At 37.5% G+C, this 15,450-nt stretch carries 13 protein-coding genes; 11 read left to right on the forward strand and 2 right to left on the reverse strand.

The annotated features are described in order from the left end of the window. Positions 1-259 precede the first annotated feature (259 nt). The 5 genes from tig (at position 260) to ysxC (ending at position 7,944) form a co-directional block, all read left to right on the forward strand. Complete coding sequence (tig, locus tag AC0OM3_RS01215) at positions 260-1,537, forward strand: trigger factor (RefSeq protein WP_000105215.1); 1,278 nt, start codon at positions 260-262, stop codon at positions 1,535-1,537. A gap of 264 nt (positions 1,538-1,801) precedes the next feature. Next, the gene (clpX, locus tag AC0OM3_RS01220; protein WP_000472289.1) at positions 1,802-3,061 is read left to right on the forward strand and encodes an ATP-dependent protease ATP-binding subunit ClpX; all 1,260 of its coding nucleotides are present in this window, start codon (positions 1,802-1,804) and stop codon (positions 3,059-3,061) included. Positions 3,062-3,167: 106 nt separating this feature from the next. Further along, positions 3,168-4,838, forward strand: a complete 1,671-nt coding sequence (gene lonB, locus AC0OM3_RS01225; RefSeq protein ID WP_000119178.1) for an ATP-dependent protease LonB — start codon at positions 3,168-3,170, stop codon at positions 4,836-4,838. A gap of 182 nt (positions 4,839-5,020) precedes the next feature. Further along, entirely contained in the window at positions 5,021-7,351 is a 2,331-nt protein-coding gene (gene lon / locus AC0OM3_RS01230; RefSeq protein ID WP_000097285.1) for an endopeptidase La, read from the forward strand. Next, a complete protein-coding gene (ysxC, locus tag AC0OM3_RS01235; protein ID WP_000869116.1) occupies positions 7,348-7,944 on the forward strand; it encodes a ribosome biogenesis GTP-binding protein YsxC in 597 nt (198 codons plus the stop codon). The genes lon and ysxC overlap by 4 nt, the downstream gene beginning before the upstream one ends. 33 nt (positions 7,945-7,977) lie before the next feature. Here ysxC and AC0OM3_RS01240 read toward each other — a convergent pair whose 3' ends face one another. Together AC0OM3_RS01240 and AC0OM3_RS01245 are read right to left on the reverse strand one after the other, a co-directional pair. Then, a complete protein-coding gene (locus AC0OM3_RS01240) occupies positions 7,978-8,394 on the reverse strand; it encodes an organic hydroperoxide resistance protein (protein WP_000359774.1) in 417 nt (138 codons plus the stop codon). Between the two features lie 2 nt (positions 8,395-8,396). Beyond that, positions 8,397-8,849 carry a MarR family winged helix-turn-helix transcriptional regulator gene (locus tag AC0OM3_RS01245; protein WP_000138546.1) on the reverse strand — a complete coding sequence of 151 codons (453 nt, stop codon included), beginning with the start codon at positions 8,847-8,849 and terminating at the stop codon, positions 8,397-8,399. 416 nt (positions 8,850-9,265) lie between these two features. Here AC0OM3_RS01245 and hemA point away from each other — a divergent pair, with 416 nt between their 5' ends. From hemA to hemL, 6 genes are read left to right on the forward strand one after another with little or no spacing between them, the layout of a single operon-like run. After that, positions 9,266-10,600, forward strand: a complete 1,335-nt coding sequence (hemA, locus tag AC0OM3_RS01250; RefSeq protein WP_000547868.1) for a glutamyl-tRNA reductase — start codon at positions 9,266-9,268, stop codon at positions 10,598-10,600. Positions 10,601-10,617: 17 nt separating this feature from the next. Next, positions 10,618-11,451 (forward strand): cytochrome c biogenesis protein, encoded by an 834-nt coding sequence (locus AC0OM3_RS01255; protein ID WP_000009002.1) that lies wholly within the window; start codon positions 10,618-10,620, stop codon positions 11,449-11,451. Between the two features lie 15 nt (positions 11,452-11,466). After that, positions 11,467-12,396 carry a hydroxymethylbilane synthase gene (hemC, locus tag AC0OM3_RS01260; protein ID WP_001226400.1) on the forward strand — a complete coding sequence of 310 codons (930 nt, stop codon included), beginning with the start codon at positions 11,467-11,469 and terminating at the stop codon, positions 12,394-12,396. Between the two features lie 2 nt (positions 12,397-12,398). Further along, positions 12,399-13,151, forward strand: coding sequence for a uroporphyrinogen-III synthase (gene hemD, locus AC0OM3_RS01265; RefSeq protein WP_000992355.1), 753 nt, complete (start codon positions 12,399-12,401; stop codon positions 13,149-13,151). 20 nt (positions 13,152-13,171) lie between these two features. Further along, positions 13,172-14,161, forward strand: a complete 990-nt coding sequence (gene hemB / locus AC0OM3_RS01270) for a porphobilinogen synthase (RefSeq protein WP_001087067.1) — start codon at positions 13,172-13,174, stop codon at positions 14,159-14,161. After that, the gene (gene hemL / locus AC0OM3_RS01275; RefSeq protein ID WP_000712940.1) at positions 14,161-15,450 is read left to right on the forward strand and encodes a glutamate-1-semialdehyde 2,1-aminomutase; all 1,290 of its coding nucleotides are present in this window, start codon (positions 14,161-14,163) and stop codon (positions 15,448-15,450) included. The genes hemB and hemL overlap by 1 nt, the downstream gene beginning before the upstream one ends.

Here is a 15,450-nt window from a genome sequence, read left to right on the forward strand (position 1 = left end):
ATGTAAGGGTTGCAAAAGGCAGAAAACTGCCTGTTTGTAAGAGAAGAGAAGTGTAATTCTCTTACTTAATATGTTTCATATTATTCTCGAACAAAATATACCGTAGTTGTCTTCTGGGCAATTAGTAGATTGGAACATTATATCTGAAAGCTTTTGCTAGAGGATTATTTGTGTATTTGTTATTTCAAAAAAGAGATAATGAAGATCTTAATCTATAGAGGTATGTGCATACATTATTATAGTTGGAGGGAAAGAATAAATGTCTACAAAATGGGAAAAATTAGAAGGTAACGTTGGCGTTTTAACAATCGAAGTTGATGCTAAAGAAGTAAACAACTCTATCGACGCTGCGTTCAAAAAAGTAGTAAAAACAATTAACGTACCAGGTTTCCGTAAAGGAAAAATGCCTCGTCCATTATTCGAACAACGCTTTGGTATTGAATCTTTATACCAAGATGCTTTAGATATCATTTTACCAAAAGCATACGGTGAAGCGATTGAAGAAGCTGGTATCTTCCCAGTTGATCATCCTGAAATCGACATCGAGAAGTTCGAAAAAAATGCTAACCTTATCTTCACTGCAAAAGTTACAGTGAAACCTGAAGTTAAATTAGGTGAGTACAAAGGTTTAGCAGTAGAAAAAGTTGAAACAACTGTAACTGACGAAGATGTAGAGAACGAATTAAAATCTTTACAAGAGCGTCAAGCTGAGCTAGTTGTTAAAGAAGAAGGAACTGTTGAAAACGGTGATACAGCTGTAATCGACTTCGAAGGTTTCGTTGATGGCGAAGCATTTGAAGGCGGAAAAGGCGAAAACTACTCTCTAGCAATCGGTTCTGGTACATTCATCCCAGGTTTCGAAGAGCAAGTAATCGGTCTTAAATCTGGTGAGTCTAAAGACGTTGAAGTATCATTCCCAGAAGAGTACCATGCTGCTGAATTAGCTGGCAAACCAGCAACATTCAAAGTAACAATTCACGAAATCAAAACAAAAGAACTTCCTGAGTTAAACGACGAGTTCGCTAAAGAAGCAGACGAAGCGGTTGCAACTCTTGATGAATTAAAAGCAAAACTTCGCACAAACTTAGAAGAAGGCAAAAAGCACGAAGCTGAGCACAAAGTACGTGACGAAGTAGTAGAATTAGCTGCTGCTAACGCTGAAATCGAAATTCCAGAAGCTATGATCAACACTGAGTTAGATCGTATGGTTCGTGAATTCGAGCAACGTTTAAGCCAACAAGGTATGAACCTTGAGCTTTACTACCAATTCACAGGTACTGATGCTGACAAATTAAAAGAGCAAATGAAAGAAGATGCACAAAAACGTGTAAGAATCAATCTTGTTCTTGAAGCTATCATTGAAGCTGAAAACATCGAAGTTACTGAAGAAGAAGTAACTGCAGAAGTTGAAAAAATGGCTGAAATGTACGGTATGCCAGTAGACGCTATCAAGCAAGCTCTTGGAAGCGTAGACGCTTTAGCTGAAGATCTTAAAGTGCGTAAAGCTGTAGACTTCTTAGTAGAAAACGCTGCATAATAAAATAACAAGGCACGATTAAAATCGTGCCTTGTTTTATAAATATAGAAATATATTTATAAAACTTTTCGATGGAGAAGGAAAAGTTCCTTTACAAGTCGAATATACATATTTCAAAAGTTTTAAAAATTTTTTATTTGTACATAACTAGTCATATTATTTGTATTTCTCGCCACGTAGTGACATAATATGTATTTACATACGATACATTTATCGTGTACATACGAAGGCAAGAGGTTAGCACTTTGTAAGGGGTGTGAAAATATGTTTAAATTTAATGATGAAAAAGGGCAATTAAAATGTTCTTTCTGTGGTAAAACACAAACGCAAGTTCGAAAGTTAGTGGCAGGTCCAGGTGTTTACATTTGTGACGAGTGTATCGAACTTTGTACTGAAATTGTACAAGAGGAGCTTGCGAAGGACGAAGAAGTAGAATTCAAAGATGTACCGAAACCGGTAGAAATTCGTGAAATCTTAGATGAGTATGTCATCGGGCAAGATAGCGCGAAAAAAGCACTAGCAGTAGCGGTATATAACCATTACAAACGCATTAATTCTAACAGCAAAATTGATGATGTAGAATTAGCGAAGAGTAATATCGCACTTATCGGGCCAACAGGTAGTGGTAAAACATTACTTGCACAAACGTTAGCGCGTATTCTAAATGTTCCATTTGCAATCGCGGACGCAACATCTTTAACAGAAGCTGGATATGTTGGGGAAGATGTAGAAAATATCTTACTAAAATTAATTCAAGCAGCTGATTATGATGTAGAGAAAGCGGAAAAAGGAATCATTTATATTGATGAGATTGATAAAGTGGCACGTAAGTCCGAAAATCCATCAATTACACGTGATGTATCTGGTGAAGGTGTGCAGCAGGCACTTCTGAAAATTTTAGAAGGTACTGTAGCAAGCGTTCCACCTCAAGGTGGTCGTAAGCATCCGCACCAAGAGTTTATTCAAATTGATACAACGAACATCTTATTCATTTGTGGTGGAGCGTTTGATGGCATTGAGCCGATTATTAAACGTCGCCTTGGTGAAAAAGTAATTGGATTTGGTTCTGAGAAGAAAAATGCTGATGTAAATGAGAAGCATGTTTTATCTCACGTATTACCAGAGGATCTTTTAAGATTTGGTTTAATTCCAGAGTTTATCGGTCGTCTTCCAGTTATTGCGAACCTAGAGCCACTTGATGAAGATGCTCTTGTTGATATTTTAACGAAACCGAAAAATGCACTTGTTAAGCAATTCCAAAAACTATTGGAGCTTGACGATGTTGAGTTAGAGTTTGAAGAAGGTGCACTAATCGAAATTGCGAAAAAAGCAATTGAACGTAAAACGGGTGCTCGTGGACTTCGTTCTATTATTGAAGGCTTAATGCTTGATGTAATGTTCGAACTTCCATCTCGTAAAGATATCGAGAAGTGTATTCTTACAAAAGAAACAGTAGCTGATAATGAGCCGCCAAAATTGGTGTTACAAGACGGTACTGTACTTGATACAAAAACATCTGCATAATGCGAAAGGGAAACAGCAATTTTTATAATTGCTGTTTTTCTTTATGTTTAGCTACGTTCCTCCGCGGAAATACTAAGAGATAAAATATTGCGGGAGGAAATAAATAATGAGCTGGACAAATATATTTTTAGTTGTTCAACTTGTTTTTGGTGTAATTGTCGGATTGTATTTCTGGCATTTACTTCGAAATCAACGAACACAAAAAGTTTCAATTGATCGAGAATCGAAAAAAGAATTAGAACAGCTTCGTAAAATGCGTGAGATTTCTTTAACAGAGCCGCTAGCAGAAAAGGTGCGTCCTACAACCTTTTTAGATATTGTAGGGCAAGAGGACGGGATTAAGTCGTTAAAAGCGGCTCTTTGTGGTCCGAATCCGCAACATGTAATCATATATGGCCCGCCAGGTGTTGGGAAAACAGCGGCAGCACGTCTTGTATTAGAAGAAGCGAAACGAAATCCTAAATCTCCATTTCGTACGAATGCAACATTTATTGAACTTGATGCGACAACAGCTCGGTTTGATGAACGTGGTATCGCAGACCCTTTAATTGGTTCGGTGCATGATCCGATTTATCAAGGTGCTGGGGCGATGGGGCAAGCAGGTATTCCGCAACCGAAAAAAGGTGCTGTAACAGATGCACATGGTGGTATTTTGTTTATTGATGAGATTGGCGAGCTCCATCCGATTCAAATGAACAAAATGTTAAAGGTGTTAGAAGATCGAAAAGTATTTTTAGAAAGTGCGTACTATAGTGAAGAAAATACGATGATCCCAACATATATACATGATATTTTCCAAAAAGGCTTACCGGCAGATTTTCGTTTAGTTGGAGCAACGACACGTTCGCCAGAGGAAATTCCTCCTGCTATTCGGTCACGTTGCTTAGAAGTATTTTTCCGTGAATTAGATACGGAAGAAATTCAAAAAGTAGCGAAAAATGCCGCGGAAAAAGTGGAAATGCAAATAGGTGAAAATGGTATTGAAATGATTGGGATGTATGCAAGGAATGGACGAGAAGCGATTAATCTCGTGCAAATCTCTGCTGGTATGGCGATAAATGAAGAACGTTCTTTCATTAAGGATGAAGATATAGAGTGGGTTGTTCACTCGAGTCAGCTTACACCGAAATATGAAAAGCGCATTTATCCGATTCCAAGGATTGGTCTTGTAAATGGTCTTGCTGTATACGGACCAAATACAGGTGCGTTATTAGAAATTGAAGTAACAGCAATTCTGGCGAAAGATAAAGGATCGGTAAATGTTACCGGAATTGTGGAAGAAGAAAGTATTGGTAGTCAAACGAAATCGATTCGTCGTAAAAGTATGGCGAAAGGCTCTGTTGATAATGTATTAACAGTACTTCGTTCTTTAGATGTGTTGCCAGAAGGATATGATATACATATTAATTTTCCAGGTGGTATCCCAATTGATGGACCTTCTGCAGGAATCGCTATGGCAACAGGTGTATATTCTGCGGTGCACCGCACGTATGTAAATAATGAAGTAGCGATGACAGGGGAAATAAGTATACACGGAGAGGTAAAGCCTATTGGTGGCGTGTACGCAAAAATAAAAGCTGCGAAAAAAGCGGGAGCTAAGAAAGTCATTATTCCTGCTGAAAATATGCAACCATTTTTGTATACGATCAAGGGAATTGAAATTATTCCTGTTCGTAAGTTAAAAGAAGTATTTGAGTTAACGTTTATGCAAGAAAATATGCATAGAGAGCTAGATGTACATACTCACGTAGACGAAACAGATGCACAATCTATGTAAAAATAAACAATAATAAAATTTGCCAGACTTCGTTTAAGTTTGTATGCTTAATCGGAGTCTTTTTTCTTTTCGTGAGGTAGAAAAACAAGCTATTTACAATTGCGCGGAATCTCAGCAATTGCATCTAGGTGTATTGTAATATAAAATAGTTGAACAGGAGTTTAATTTATTATGGAGGTGCTATGTCTAGTATGAATACGAACGAAAGAATCGTGCCCCTCCTACCATTAAGAGGCGTTCTCGTATATCCAACGATGGTTTTGCATCTTGATGTAGGACGTGATAAATCGATACAAGCACTAGAGCAGGCGGCAATGGATGAAAATATCATCTTTTTAGCAATGCAAAAAGAAATGAATATCGATGATCCGAAAGAAGATGACATATATAGTGTAGGTACGGTGGCGAAAGTGAAGCAAATGTTAAAATTGCCGAACGGTACGCTTCGTGTCCTTGTGGAAGGTTTACATAGAGCAGAAGTAATAGAGTTTATCGAAGAAGAAAATGTAGTACAAGTGTCTATTAAAACGGTAACTGAAGAAGTAGAAGATGATTTAGAAGAGAAAGCTTTTATGCGTACGTTACTGGAGCATTTCGAACAATATATTAAAGTTTCGAAAAAAGTTTCAAATGAAACATTTGCAACGGTAGCTGATGTGGAAGAACCAGGGAGATTAGCTGATCTAATTGCCTCTCACTTGCCAATTAAAACGAAGCAGAAACAAGAGATTCTAGAGATTGTATCTGTAAAAGAACGATTACAAACACTTATTTCAATTATTCAAGATGAACAAGAGTTACTTAGCCTAGAAAAGAAAATTGGGCAAAAAGTGAAACGTTCCATGGAGCGCACGCAAAAAGAATATTTCTTACGTGAGCAAATGAAGGCGATTCAAACTGAACTTGGCGACAAAGAAGGCAAGGGCGGAGAAGTAGAAGAACTTCGTGAGAAAATTGAACAGTCAGGAATGCCGGAAGAAACAATGAAGGCTGCGCTGAAAGAATTAGATCGTTATGAAAAGTTACCAGCAAGTTCTGCGGAGAGTGGTGTTATTCGCAATTATATTGATTGGTTATTAGCGCTTCCGTGGACAGAGGCAACAGAAGATATAATTGACCTTGCTCATTCGGAAGAGATTTTAAATAACGATCATTACGGTCTTGAAAAAGTGAAAGAGCGTGTACTTGAATATTTAGCTGTACAGAAGTTAACGAATTCATTAAAAGGACCTATCCTTTGTTTAGTAGGCCCTCCTGGGGTCGGCAAAACTTCGTTAGCGCGTTCAATTGCAACATCATTGAATCGTAACTTCGTCCGTGTATCTCTTGGTGGTGTGCGTGATGAATCTGAAATTCGTGGTCACCGCCGTACATATGTTGGAGCAATGCCAGGACGCATTATTCAAGGTATGAAAAAGGCGAAAACAGTTAATCCAGTCTTCTTATTAGATGAGATTGATAAAATGTCTAACGATTTCCGTGGAGATCCATCAGCGGCATTACTTGAAGTATTAGATCCAGAACAAAACCATAACTTCAGTGATCATTACATTGAAGAACCATATGATCTATCAAAAGTTATGTTTGTAGCAACTGCTAATACACTTTCAAGTATTCCAGGTCCATTACTTGACCGTATGGAAATCATTTCGATTGCTGGCTATACAGAACTTGAAAAAGTACACATTGCTCGTGAGCATTTATTGCCGAAACAATTAAAAGAACATGGCTTACGAAAAGGTAATTTACAAGTGCGTGATGAAGCGCTGCTTGAGATTATTCGTTATTATACACGTGAGGCTGGTGTTCGTACGCTAGAGCGCCAAATTGCAAAAGTTTGCCGTAAAGTAGCGAAGATTATCGTTACAGCAGAACGTAAACGTATCGTTGTGACAGAGAAAAAGATTGTTGATTTACTTGGTAAACACATATTCCGTTATGGGCAAGCTGAAAAAACAGACCAAGTTGGTATGGCAACAGGTCTAGCTTACACAGCAGCAGGCGGCGATACACTTGCCATTGAAGTTTCTGTAGCGCCAGGAAAAGGGAAACTAATTTTAACAGGGAAACTTGGGGATGTTATGAAAGAATCAGCACAAGCTGCGTTTAGTTATATACGTTCTCGTGCAGAAGAGCTTCAGATTGATCCGAATTTCCATGAGAAAAATGATATTCATATTCACGTTCCAGAAGGAGCAGTTCCAAAAGACGGACCGTCAGCAGGTATTACGATGGCAACGGCACTTATTTCTGCGCTAACAGGTATTCCTGTAAGTAAAGAAGTGGGTATGACAGGTGAAATTACACTTCGTGGTCGTGTATTACCAATTGGTGGTTTAAAAGAAAAAACATTAAGTGCTCACCGCGCAGGCTTAACAAAAATTATTTTGCCAGCAGAAAACGAGAAAGATTTAGATGATATTCCAGAGAGCGTAAAAGAAAACCTTACGTTTGTGCTTGCATCTCATTTAGATGAAGTATTGGAGCACGCATTAGTAGGAGTGAAACAATGAAAGTAACAAAAGCAGATATTGTAATTAGTGCTGTTAAACCAGAACAATATCCAGACAGTGATTTACCAGAAATTGCATTAGCAGGTCGTTCAAATGTGGGGAAGTCTTCCTTTATTAATAAAATTTTAAATCGTAAAAAGTTAGTGCGTATTTCTTCTAAACCAGGAAAAACGCAAACGCTGAACTTTTTCTTAATCAATGAGATGATGCACTTTGTTGATGTTCCAGGTTACGGATATGCAAAAGTATCTAAATCGGAGCGCGCTGCATGGGGGAAAATGATTGAAACGTACTTTACAACTCGTGAGCAATTAGACGCAGCTGTATTAGTAGTTGATTTACGTCACCAACCAACAAGTGATGACGTGATGATGTATGATTTCTTAAAGCATTATGAAATCCCAACAATTATTATTGCGACGAAAGCCGATAAAATTCCGAAAGGGAAATGGCAAAAGCATTTAAAAGTTGTAAAAGAAACGCTTGCTGTTGAAATTGGCGATGAAATTGTTCTATTCTCTTCTGAAACAGGACTTGGAAAAGAAGAAGCGTGGAAAGCAATTCATAAATTTACAAAAACAAAAAACGCGTGACGAATGTCGCGCGTTTTTGTTTTGCTAAATTTTTTAGCGTACGTTTAATGTAACTTCAATATTTCCTCGTGTTGCTTTCGAGTAAGGACATACACCGTGAGCCGCTTCTACAAGTTCTTGTGCTTCGCTATGTGAAACGCCAGCCACATGTACATCAAGTACAGCAGATAGACCGAAACCACCATCTGTATCTTTTCCGATAGAAACGTGAGCAGTTACTTCTGTACTTTCTACTTTCATACGTTTTGTACGAATGACAAGTTGTAATGCACTATCGAAACAAGCTGCATAACCAGCTGCAAATAGTTGTTCTGGATTTGTTGCTTCTCCGCCTGCACCACCTAGTGCTTTCGGCATTTTTACATCAAGATTTAATATGCCATCATCTGAAACTACTTTCCCATTTCTTCCACCTGTTGCTGTTACTGAAGCAGTATATAATTTATCCATATTTATTCCCCTTTTCCATCATTAATTGTTTTCATTGTGTCAATTAGTTTATTTAGTTGAATTAATAAAGAGAGATATTCTTGCTCTGTAATTCCTAAGTTTGTAGCCATCGTTGTCGGTAATGAACAAGCCTTTTCCTTTAAATCTTTGCCTTGTTCTGTTAATTCAATACAAACTTTTCGCTCGTCTTCTTTGGAACGAACACGTTTTACAAGTTTTAATGATTCCATTCGTTTTAACATAGGTGTTAACGTACCAGAATCTAAAAATAGACGTTCTCCAATTTCTTTTACTGTTAGTCCATCTTGCTCCCATAGTACGAGTAAAGTAATGTACTGGGGATACGTAATACCCATTTCTTCTAAATAAGGTCGATAAAAACGAGTAACCTCTCTAGAGCAGGCGTAAATAGAAAAACAAAGTTGGTTATCTAGATGCAAAGAGTTTTCTGTCATAAATAACTCCCTTCTAATTAAGTTGTGCACAATTTAATTTTGTAAAACTAATATAACGAAAAAGAAATACAATGTCAAATACATTGTATTGAGAAAGTCTTTGTTACATTTTGGAACAATCATACATATTTTCCTTCATGATGAAAGAAGATAGGGAAGATGATGTTATAATTTATATGGAATAGTTTCCATCACTTGATTATGAGGGCTTTTTTTGGTAACGTACAAATAGAGTTATTAATTTATAATCATTATAAAGTAGAAGTTTTTTTATTAGTGTTACTGAATCTCCTTTATTACATACGGAGAATAATTAAAAAATAATCGGTTGTTCACACGATTGTCAGATTCATAAGAGGAAAGTTGTATTATGATAGTAGATAAAGTGATAAAACGGGTGAAGGGGGACATGCTGCGTGCATATTCTTGTTGTTAGTGTAAATTATCGAACAGCCCCTGTAGAATTTCGTGAGAAACTCACATTTCAGGCAGCAGAACTAGAGCGAGCGATGACTACATTACAAAATCAAAAGAGCGTGTTAGAGAATGTCATTGTATCAACTTGTAATCGCACTGAGATTTATGCTGTTGTCGATCAATTACACACGGGACGGTATTATATTAAGAAGTTTTTAGCTGATTGGTTTCAGCTTGAAATAGAAGAAGTTGCGCCATATTTAACTATTTTTGAACAAGATGGTGCAATAGATCATTTATTCCGCGTAACGTGCGGTTTAGATTCAATGGTAGTCGGAGAAACGCAGATTTTAGGTCAAATAAAAGATAGCTTTTTAGAAGCGCAACAAGTTAAAGCAACAGGCACAATTTTTAATGAATTGTTTAAGCAAGTCATTACATTAGCAAAACGTGCCCACTCAGAAACAACAATCGGGGAAAGTGCGATGTCTGTTAGTTATGCTGCTGTTGAGCTTGGAAAGAAAATATTTGGCGAGTTAACAGATTGTCATGTGCTTATTCTTGGTGCTGGTAAAATGGGCGAACTTGCACTGCAAAACTTATATGGAAGTGGTGCTCGTAAAGTAACAGTTATGAATAGGACGCTTTCGAAAGCAGAAGTAATGGCTGAGAAATATATGGGACATGCAAAATCGTTAAGCGAATTACAATGTGCATTATTAGAAGCAGATATTTTAATTAGTTCAACTGGTGCATCTGAGTATGTCATTACGAAAGAGATGATGACAAAGGTGGAGAAAATGCGCTCTGGTCGCCCTTTATTTATGGTTGATATTGCAGTACCACGTGATATTGATCCAGCGATTGATGAGTTAGAAGGTTCTTTCTTGTATGACATTGATGATCTGCAAGGAGTAGTGGAGGCAAACCGTGCTGAGCGTTTGAAAGAAGCAGAGAAAATTCAATTTATGATTGAAGAGGAAATTGTTCTATTTAAAACGTGGTTAAGTACACTTGGTGTTGTTCCATTAATATCAGCTCTTCGTGATAAGGCACTTGCAATCCAAAGTGAAACAATGGTAAGCCTAGAGCGAAAAATACCAAACCTTAGTGATCGTGAGAAAAAAGTTATTAGTAAGCATACGAAAAGTATTATTAATCAATTATTAAAAGACCCAATTTTAGTAGCGAAAGAAATAGCTGCTGAAGAGGGAGCGAGCGAAAAATTAGCGTTATTTGCGAAGATTTTCGATTTAGAAACGGAAGAAGTAGAGAGTCGTGCGGAAGAAGTAGAACATAAAAGAGTGTGGACACCATCCGTTCCATCTTTATAATTTGGAAGGATGATCGGATGAGTTTTTTAAATAACAGTATTATTTATCATATTGCAATTATTTTATATGCTTGTAGCATTAGTTTATATTTTATAGATTATTTCCAAAGTAACCGAAAGGCGAACCGATTTGCTTTTTGGTTACTTTCGATTGTATGGGTATTGCAGTCTATTTTTATGTTGCTTAGGGCGACAGATTCAGAAACGAACCCCATTTTAACTTTATTATCAGGGATTTATTTTTATGTTTGGTTATTGATTACGATGTCATTAGTCATAAATCGATTTATGCGCGTTGACTTTTTAGTCTTCTTTACAAATGTTGTTGCATTTGGCGTAAGCGCTTTTTCTATTTTTACACCGCTCGGAAAGATGTCGCCAGTACTTGCAGAGCAATTAGTTTCAGAACTTGTATACGTGCATGTTGGAATGGCGATTATTTCTTATGCAACGTTTACGGTATCGTTTATTTTTTCTATTATGTATTTACTGCAATATCGCCTATTAAAAAAGAAAAAGTGGAATGCGAGATTAAGAAGGTTAGGGAATTTACCGAAGCTTGAATCTACGTCTTACGGATTAAATTTATTTTCTGTTCCATTTTTCTTACTAGCAATTTTATTAGGATGTATATGGGGATATACAAAATTAGATAATTTTCATTGGTATGATACGAAAGTAATTGGTTCGTTTGTCGTTCTATTTGTATACTGTGCGGGCTTGTATTTAAGAGCGGCAGATGTGTTGCAAGGGAAGAAAATTGTACTGTGGAATGTAGGGGCCTTTCTCGTAATGCTAGTTAACATTTTTTTATTAAGTAGTTTATCTAATTTCCACTTTTGGTATTTATAATGAGGAGAGAGAATTATGCGCAAAATTATTGTAGGGTCACGAAAGAGTAAGCTAGCATTAACACAAACAAACTGGTTTATTGATCAGTTAAAAGCACTTGGTTTACCATATGAATTTGAAGTGAAAGAAATTGTCACTAAAGGTGATGTGATTTTAGATGTTACTCTTTCAAAAGTAGGCGGAAAAGGTTTGTTCGTTAAAGAAATTGAGCATGCGTTACTTACGAAAGAAATCGATATGGCTGTACATAGTATGAAAGATATGCCAGCCGTACTTCCAGAAGGATTGATGATTGGCTGTACACCAAAGCGTGTTGACCCTCGTGATGCTTTTATCTCAAAAAATGGAGCATCGTTTAAAGAGTTAGCGGAAGGTGCTATTTTAGGTACGAGTAGTTTAAGACGTAGTGCACAGCTACTCGCTGCGAGACCAGATTTACAAGTGAAGTGGATTCGCGGAAATATCGATACACGTTTACGTAAATTAAAAGAAGAGGATTACGATGCGATTATTTTAGCGACAGCTGGATTACAAAGAATGGGCTGGGATGATGAAGTTATTACAGAACATTTAGATGAAACGTTATGTGTACCTGCTGTAGGACAAGGTGCATTAGCGATTGAATGTCGTGAGGATGATAAGGATTTATTGCAGCTGTTAGCGCATATTAATGATGCGATAACAGAAAGAACAGTGGCAGCGGAGCGAGTATTTCTTCATAAACTTGAAGGTGGATGCCAAGTTCCAATCGCTGGATATGCAACCCTTACAAAAAATGATGCAATCGAATTAACAGCTCTTGTCGGCTCTATGGATGGCTCTGTTTTATTAAAAGAGACAGTAGTGGGTACTAATCCTGAGGAAGTAGGATTAGAGGCCGCAGACCGTTTAATTAAGCGAGGCGCCAAAGAACTCATTCTTGCTGCAAATAAGGAGCAACAATAAATATGAACGCTCTCGCTGGAAAAACGGTATTGATTACACGTGCCCAGCATCAAGCGAAACAAATGAGTGTAGCAGTGAAAGAAAAGAGCGGAATTCCATTGGAAATTCCGCTTTTGCGTATGGAAGGTATGTCTCATAGGCAAATTCAACATATCAAAGAGCAGCTACATTCATACGACTGGGTTATTTTTACGAGCAGAAATGGTGTAGCTTTTTTTCTAGATAGTTTAAAAAAGAAACTACCACTAACCATTAAAATCGCTGCAGTAGGTGTGAAAACAAAATTAGAGTTAGAAAAAAGGGGCTATCAAGTTCATTTTGTTCCGACTTCATTTGTTGCAGAAGCATTTGCAGAAGAGTTTCTAAAAGAATTAAGTGGAAACGAACGTATTTTATTTCCGAAAGGGAATTTAGCAAGAGAGGTAATTCCGGTTGCACTTCGGGAAATTGGTGTTTCTCTAGATGAGCTAATCGTATACGGTACGAAAGTGAATATAGAAAAAAAGCAAGAGCTTATAGCGGCATTGAAGTTAGGGAAAGTAGACATTATTACATTTACGAGTCCTTCAACTGTTACTAGTTTTGTTCGTTTACTTGAGGGTACAAACTGGAGAGAATGGACAAAAAAATGTACAATTGCTTGTATAGGACCTATTACGGAAAAAGAGGCAAGTCTTTATTTTCCGTCTGTTATTGTGCCGAAAGAGTATACTGTAGAAGCATTACTACAATATGTTTGTGAATCTATAAAATGAAAGAATGGGGATAGAAATCTATGAACTCTTTACAATTTAATCGTCATCGTCGTTTAAGACAAAGCGGGGGCATGCGTGCGCTTGTGCGTGAAACGTTTTTACATACGGAAGATTTTATTTACCCTATTTTTGTATTAGAAGGTGAAAATGTTCGTAATGAAGTTCCTTCTATGCCAGGCGTATATCAAATGTCTTTAGATTTATTGCAAGCTGAAATGCAAGAAGTTGTTGATTTAGGTATTCGTTCTGTTATTGTATTTGGTTTACCTGCTGAAAAGGATGAAGTTGGATCATCAGCATATTGTGATCATGGAATTGTACAACGTGCTATTCAGCAAATTAAAGGTGATTTCCCTGAGCTAGTAGTAGTTGCAGACACATGTTTATGTCAATTTACAAGCCATGGTCATTGCGGTGTAATTGAAGATGGTATTATTTTAAATGACGAGTCTCTTGCGGTTCTTGCGAAAACAGCTGTAAGTCAAGCGAAAGCAGGAGCGGACATTATTGCGCCATCAAACATGATGGACGGCTTCGTAACAGCAATTCGCCAAGCATTAGACGAAAATGGTTTTGAACACGTGCCAGTTATGTCGTACGCTGTGAAATATTCATCAGCATTTTATGGACCATTCCGTGATGCTGCGCATGGTGCACCACAATTTGGTGACCGTAAAACATATCAAATGGATCCGGCAAACCGTATGGAAGCATTCCGTGAAGCAGAATCAGATGTAATGGAAGGTGCAGATTTCTTAATCGTAAAACCAGCTCTTTCTTACTTAGATATCGTTCGTGATGTGAAAAATAACTTTAATTTACCAGTTGTCGCTTATAATGTAAGTGGTGAATATTCGATGATTAAAGCGGCAGCGCAAAATGGTTGGATTAATGAAAAAGAAGTTGTTCTTGAAAAATTAATTAGTATGAAACGTGCAGGGGCAGATTTAATTATTACGTATCATGCAAAAGATGCAGCAAGATGGTTACAAGAAGGAGGCACTAAATAATGAAAAAGTTTGATAAGTCAATTGCAGCGTTTGAAGAGGCGCAAGACTTAATGCCTGGTGGCGTAAATAGCCCGGTTCGTGCCTTTAAGTCTGTTGGGATGAATCCGTTGTTTATGGAGCGTGGAAAAGGTTCTAAAGTATATGATATCGATGGGAATGAATACATCGACTACGTATTATCATGGGGTCCTTTAATTCATGGTCATGCAAATGATCGTGTTGTAGAAGCGTTAAAATCTGTCGCTGAAAGAGGTACAAGCTTCGGTGCACCAACAGAAATTGAAAATAAATTAGCAAAACTTGTTATTGAGCGTGTGCCATCAATTGAGATTGTGCGTATGGTTAACTCTGGAACGGAAGCAACAATGAGTGCACTACGTTTAGCTCGTGGTTATACAGGTCGTAATAAAATCTTGAAATTTATTGGTTGTTACCACGGTCATGGTGATTCGTTATTAATTAAAGCTGGTTCTGGTGTGGCGACTTTAGGTTTACCAGATAGTCCTGGTGTACCAGAAGGTGTAGCGAAAAATACGATTACAGTAGCTTATAACGATTTAGAAAGCGTAAAATACGCGTTTGAACAATTCGGTGATGATATTGCTTGTGTAATTGTAGAACCAGTAGCAGGAAATATGGGGGTTGTTCCACCGCAGCCTGGATTTTTAGAAGGGCTTCGTGAAGTAACAGAACAAAACGGTGCATTGCTTATTTTTGATGAAGTAATGACAGGGTTCCGAGTAGCTTATAATTGTGGTCAAGGTTATTATGGCGTAACACCTGATTTAACATGCTTAGGTAAAGTAATCGGTGGTGGTTTACCGGTAGGAGCATACGGTGGTAAAGCAGAAATTATGCGCCAAGTTGCGCCAAGCGGACCGATTTACCAAGCTGGTACTTTATCAGGTAACCCACTTGCAATGGCGGCAGGTTATGAAACGTTAATACAGTTAACGCCAGAATCATATGTAGAATTTGAGCGTAAAGCTGAAATGTTAGAAGATGGATTACGTAAAGCAGCTGAAAAACATGGCATTCCGCATCATATTAACCGTGCAGGCTCTATGATTGGTATTTTCTTTACAGATGAACCTGTTATTAATTACGATGCAGCAAAATCTTCAAATTTAGAATTCTTTGCGGCTTACTATCGTGAAATGGTAGAACAAGGTGTATTCTTACCACCATCTCAATTCGAAGGTTTATTCTTATCGACAGCACATAGTGATGCAGATATTGAAGCGACGATTGCAGCAGCTGAAATTGCAATGTCAAAATTAAAAGCGTAA

The organism is Bacillus sp. FAU20 (assembly GCF_056033865.1).

What these genes read in the sequence shown, in the direction of transcription:
- AC0OM3_RS01240 (WP_000359774.1), bottom strand. Translation starts at nt 8,394, where the DNA reads ATGGATAAATTATATACTGCTTCAGTAACAGCAACAGGTGGAAGAAAT.
- lon (WP_000097285.1), top strand. Translation starts at nt 5,021, where the DNA reads ATGTCTAGTATGAATACGAACGAAAGAATCGTGCCCCTCCTACCATTA.
- hemD (WP_000992355.1), top strand. Translation starts at nt 12,399, where the DNA reads ATGAACGCTCTCGCTGGAAAAACGGTATTGATTACACGTGCCCAGCAT.
- AC0OM3_RS01245 (WP_000138546.1), bottom strand. Translation starts at nt 8,849, where the DNA reads ATGACAGAAAACTCTTTGCATCTAGATAACCAACTTTGTTTTTCTATT.
- clpX (WP_000472289.1), top strand. Translation starts at nt 1,802, where the DNA reads ATGTTTAAATTTAATGATGAAAAAGGGCAATTAAAATGTTCTTTCTGT.
- AC0OM3_RS01255 (WP_000009002.1), top strand. Translation starts at nt 10,618, where the DNA reads ATGAGTTTTTTAAATAACAGTATTATTTATCATATTGCAATTATTTTA.
- hemC (WP_001226400.1), top strand. Translation starts at nt 11,467, where the DNA reads ATGCGCAAAATTATTGTAGGGTCACGAAAGAGTAAGCTAGCATTAACA.
- hemL (WP_000712940.1), top strand. Translation starts at nt 14,161, where the DNA reads ATGAAAAAGTTTGATAAGTCAATTGCAGCGTTTGAAGAGGCGCAAGAC.
- tig (WP_000105215.1), top strand. Translation starts at nt 260, where the DNA reads ATGTCTACAAAATGGGAAAAATTAGAAGGTAACGTTGGCGTTTTAACA.
- hemB (WP_001087067.1), top strand. Translation starts at nt 13,172, where the DNA reads ATGAACTCTTTACAATTTAATCGTCATCGTCGTTTAAGACAAAGCGGG.
- ysxC (WP_000869116.1), top strand. Translation starts at nt 7,348, where the DNA reads ATGAAAGTAACAAAAGCAGATATTGTAATTAGTGCTGTTAAACCAGAA.
- lonB (WP_000119178.1), top strand. Translation starts at nt 3,168, where the DNA reads ATGAGCTGGACAAATATATTTTTAGTTGTTCAACTTGTTTTTGGTGTA.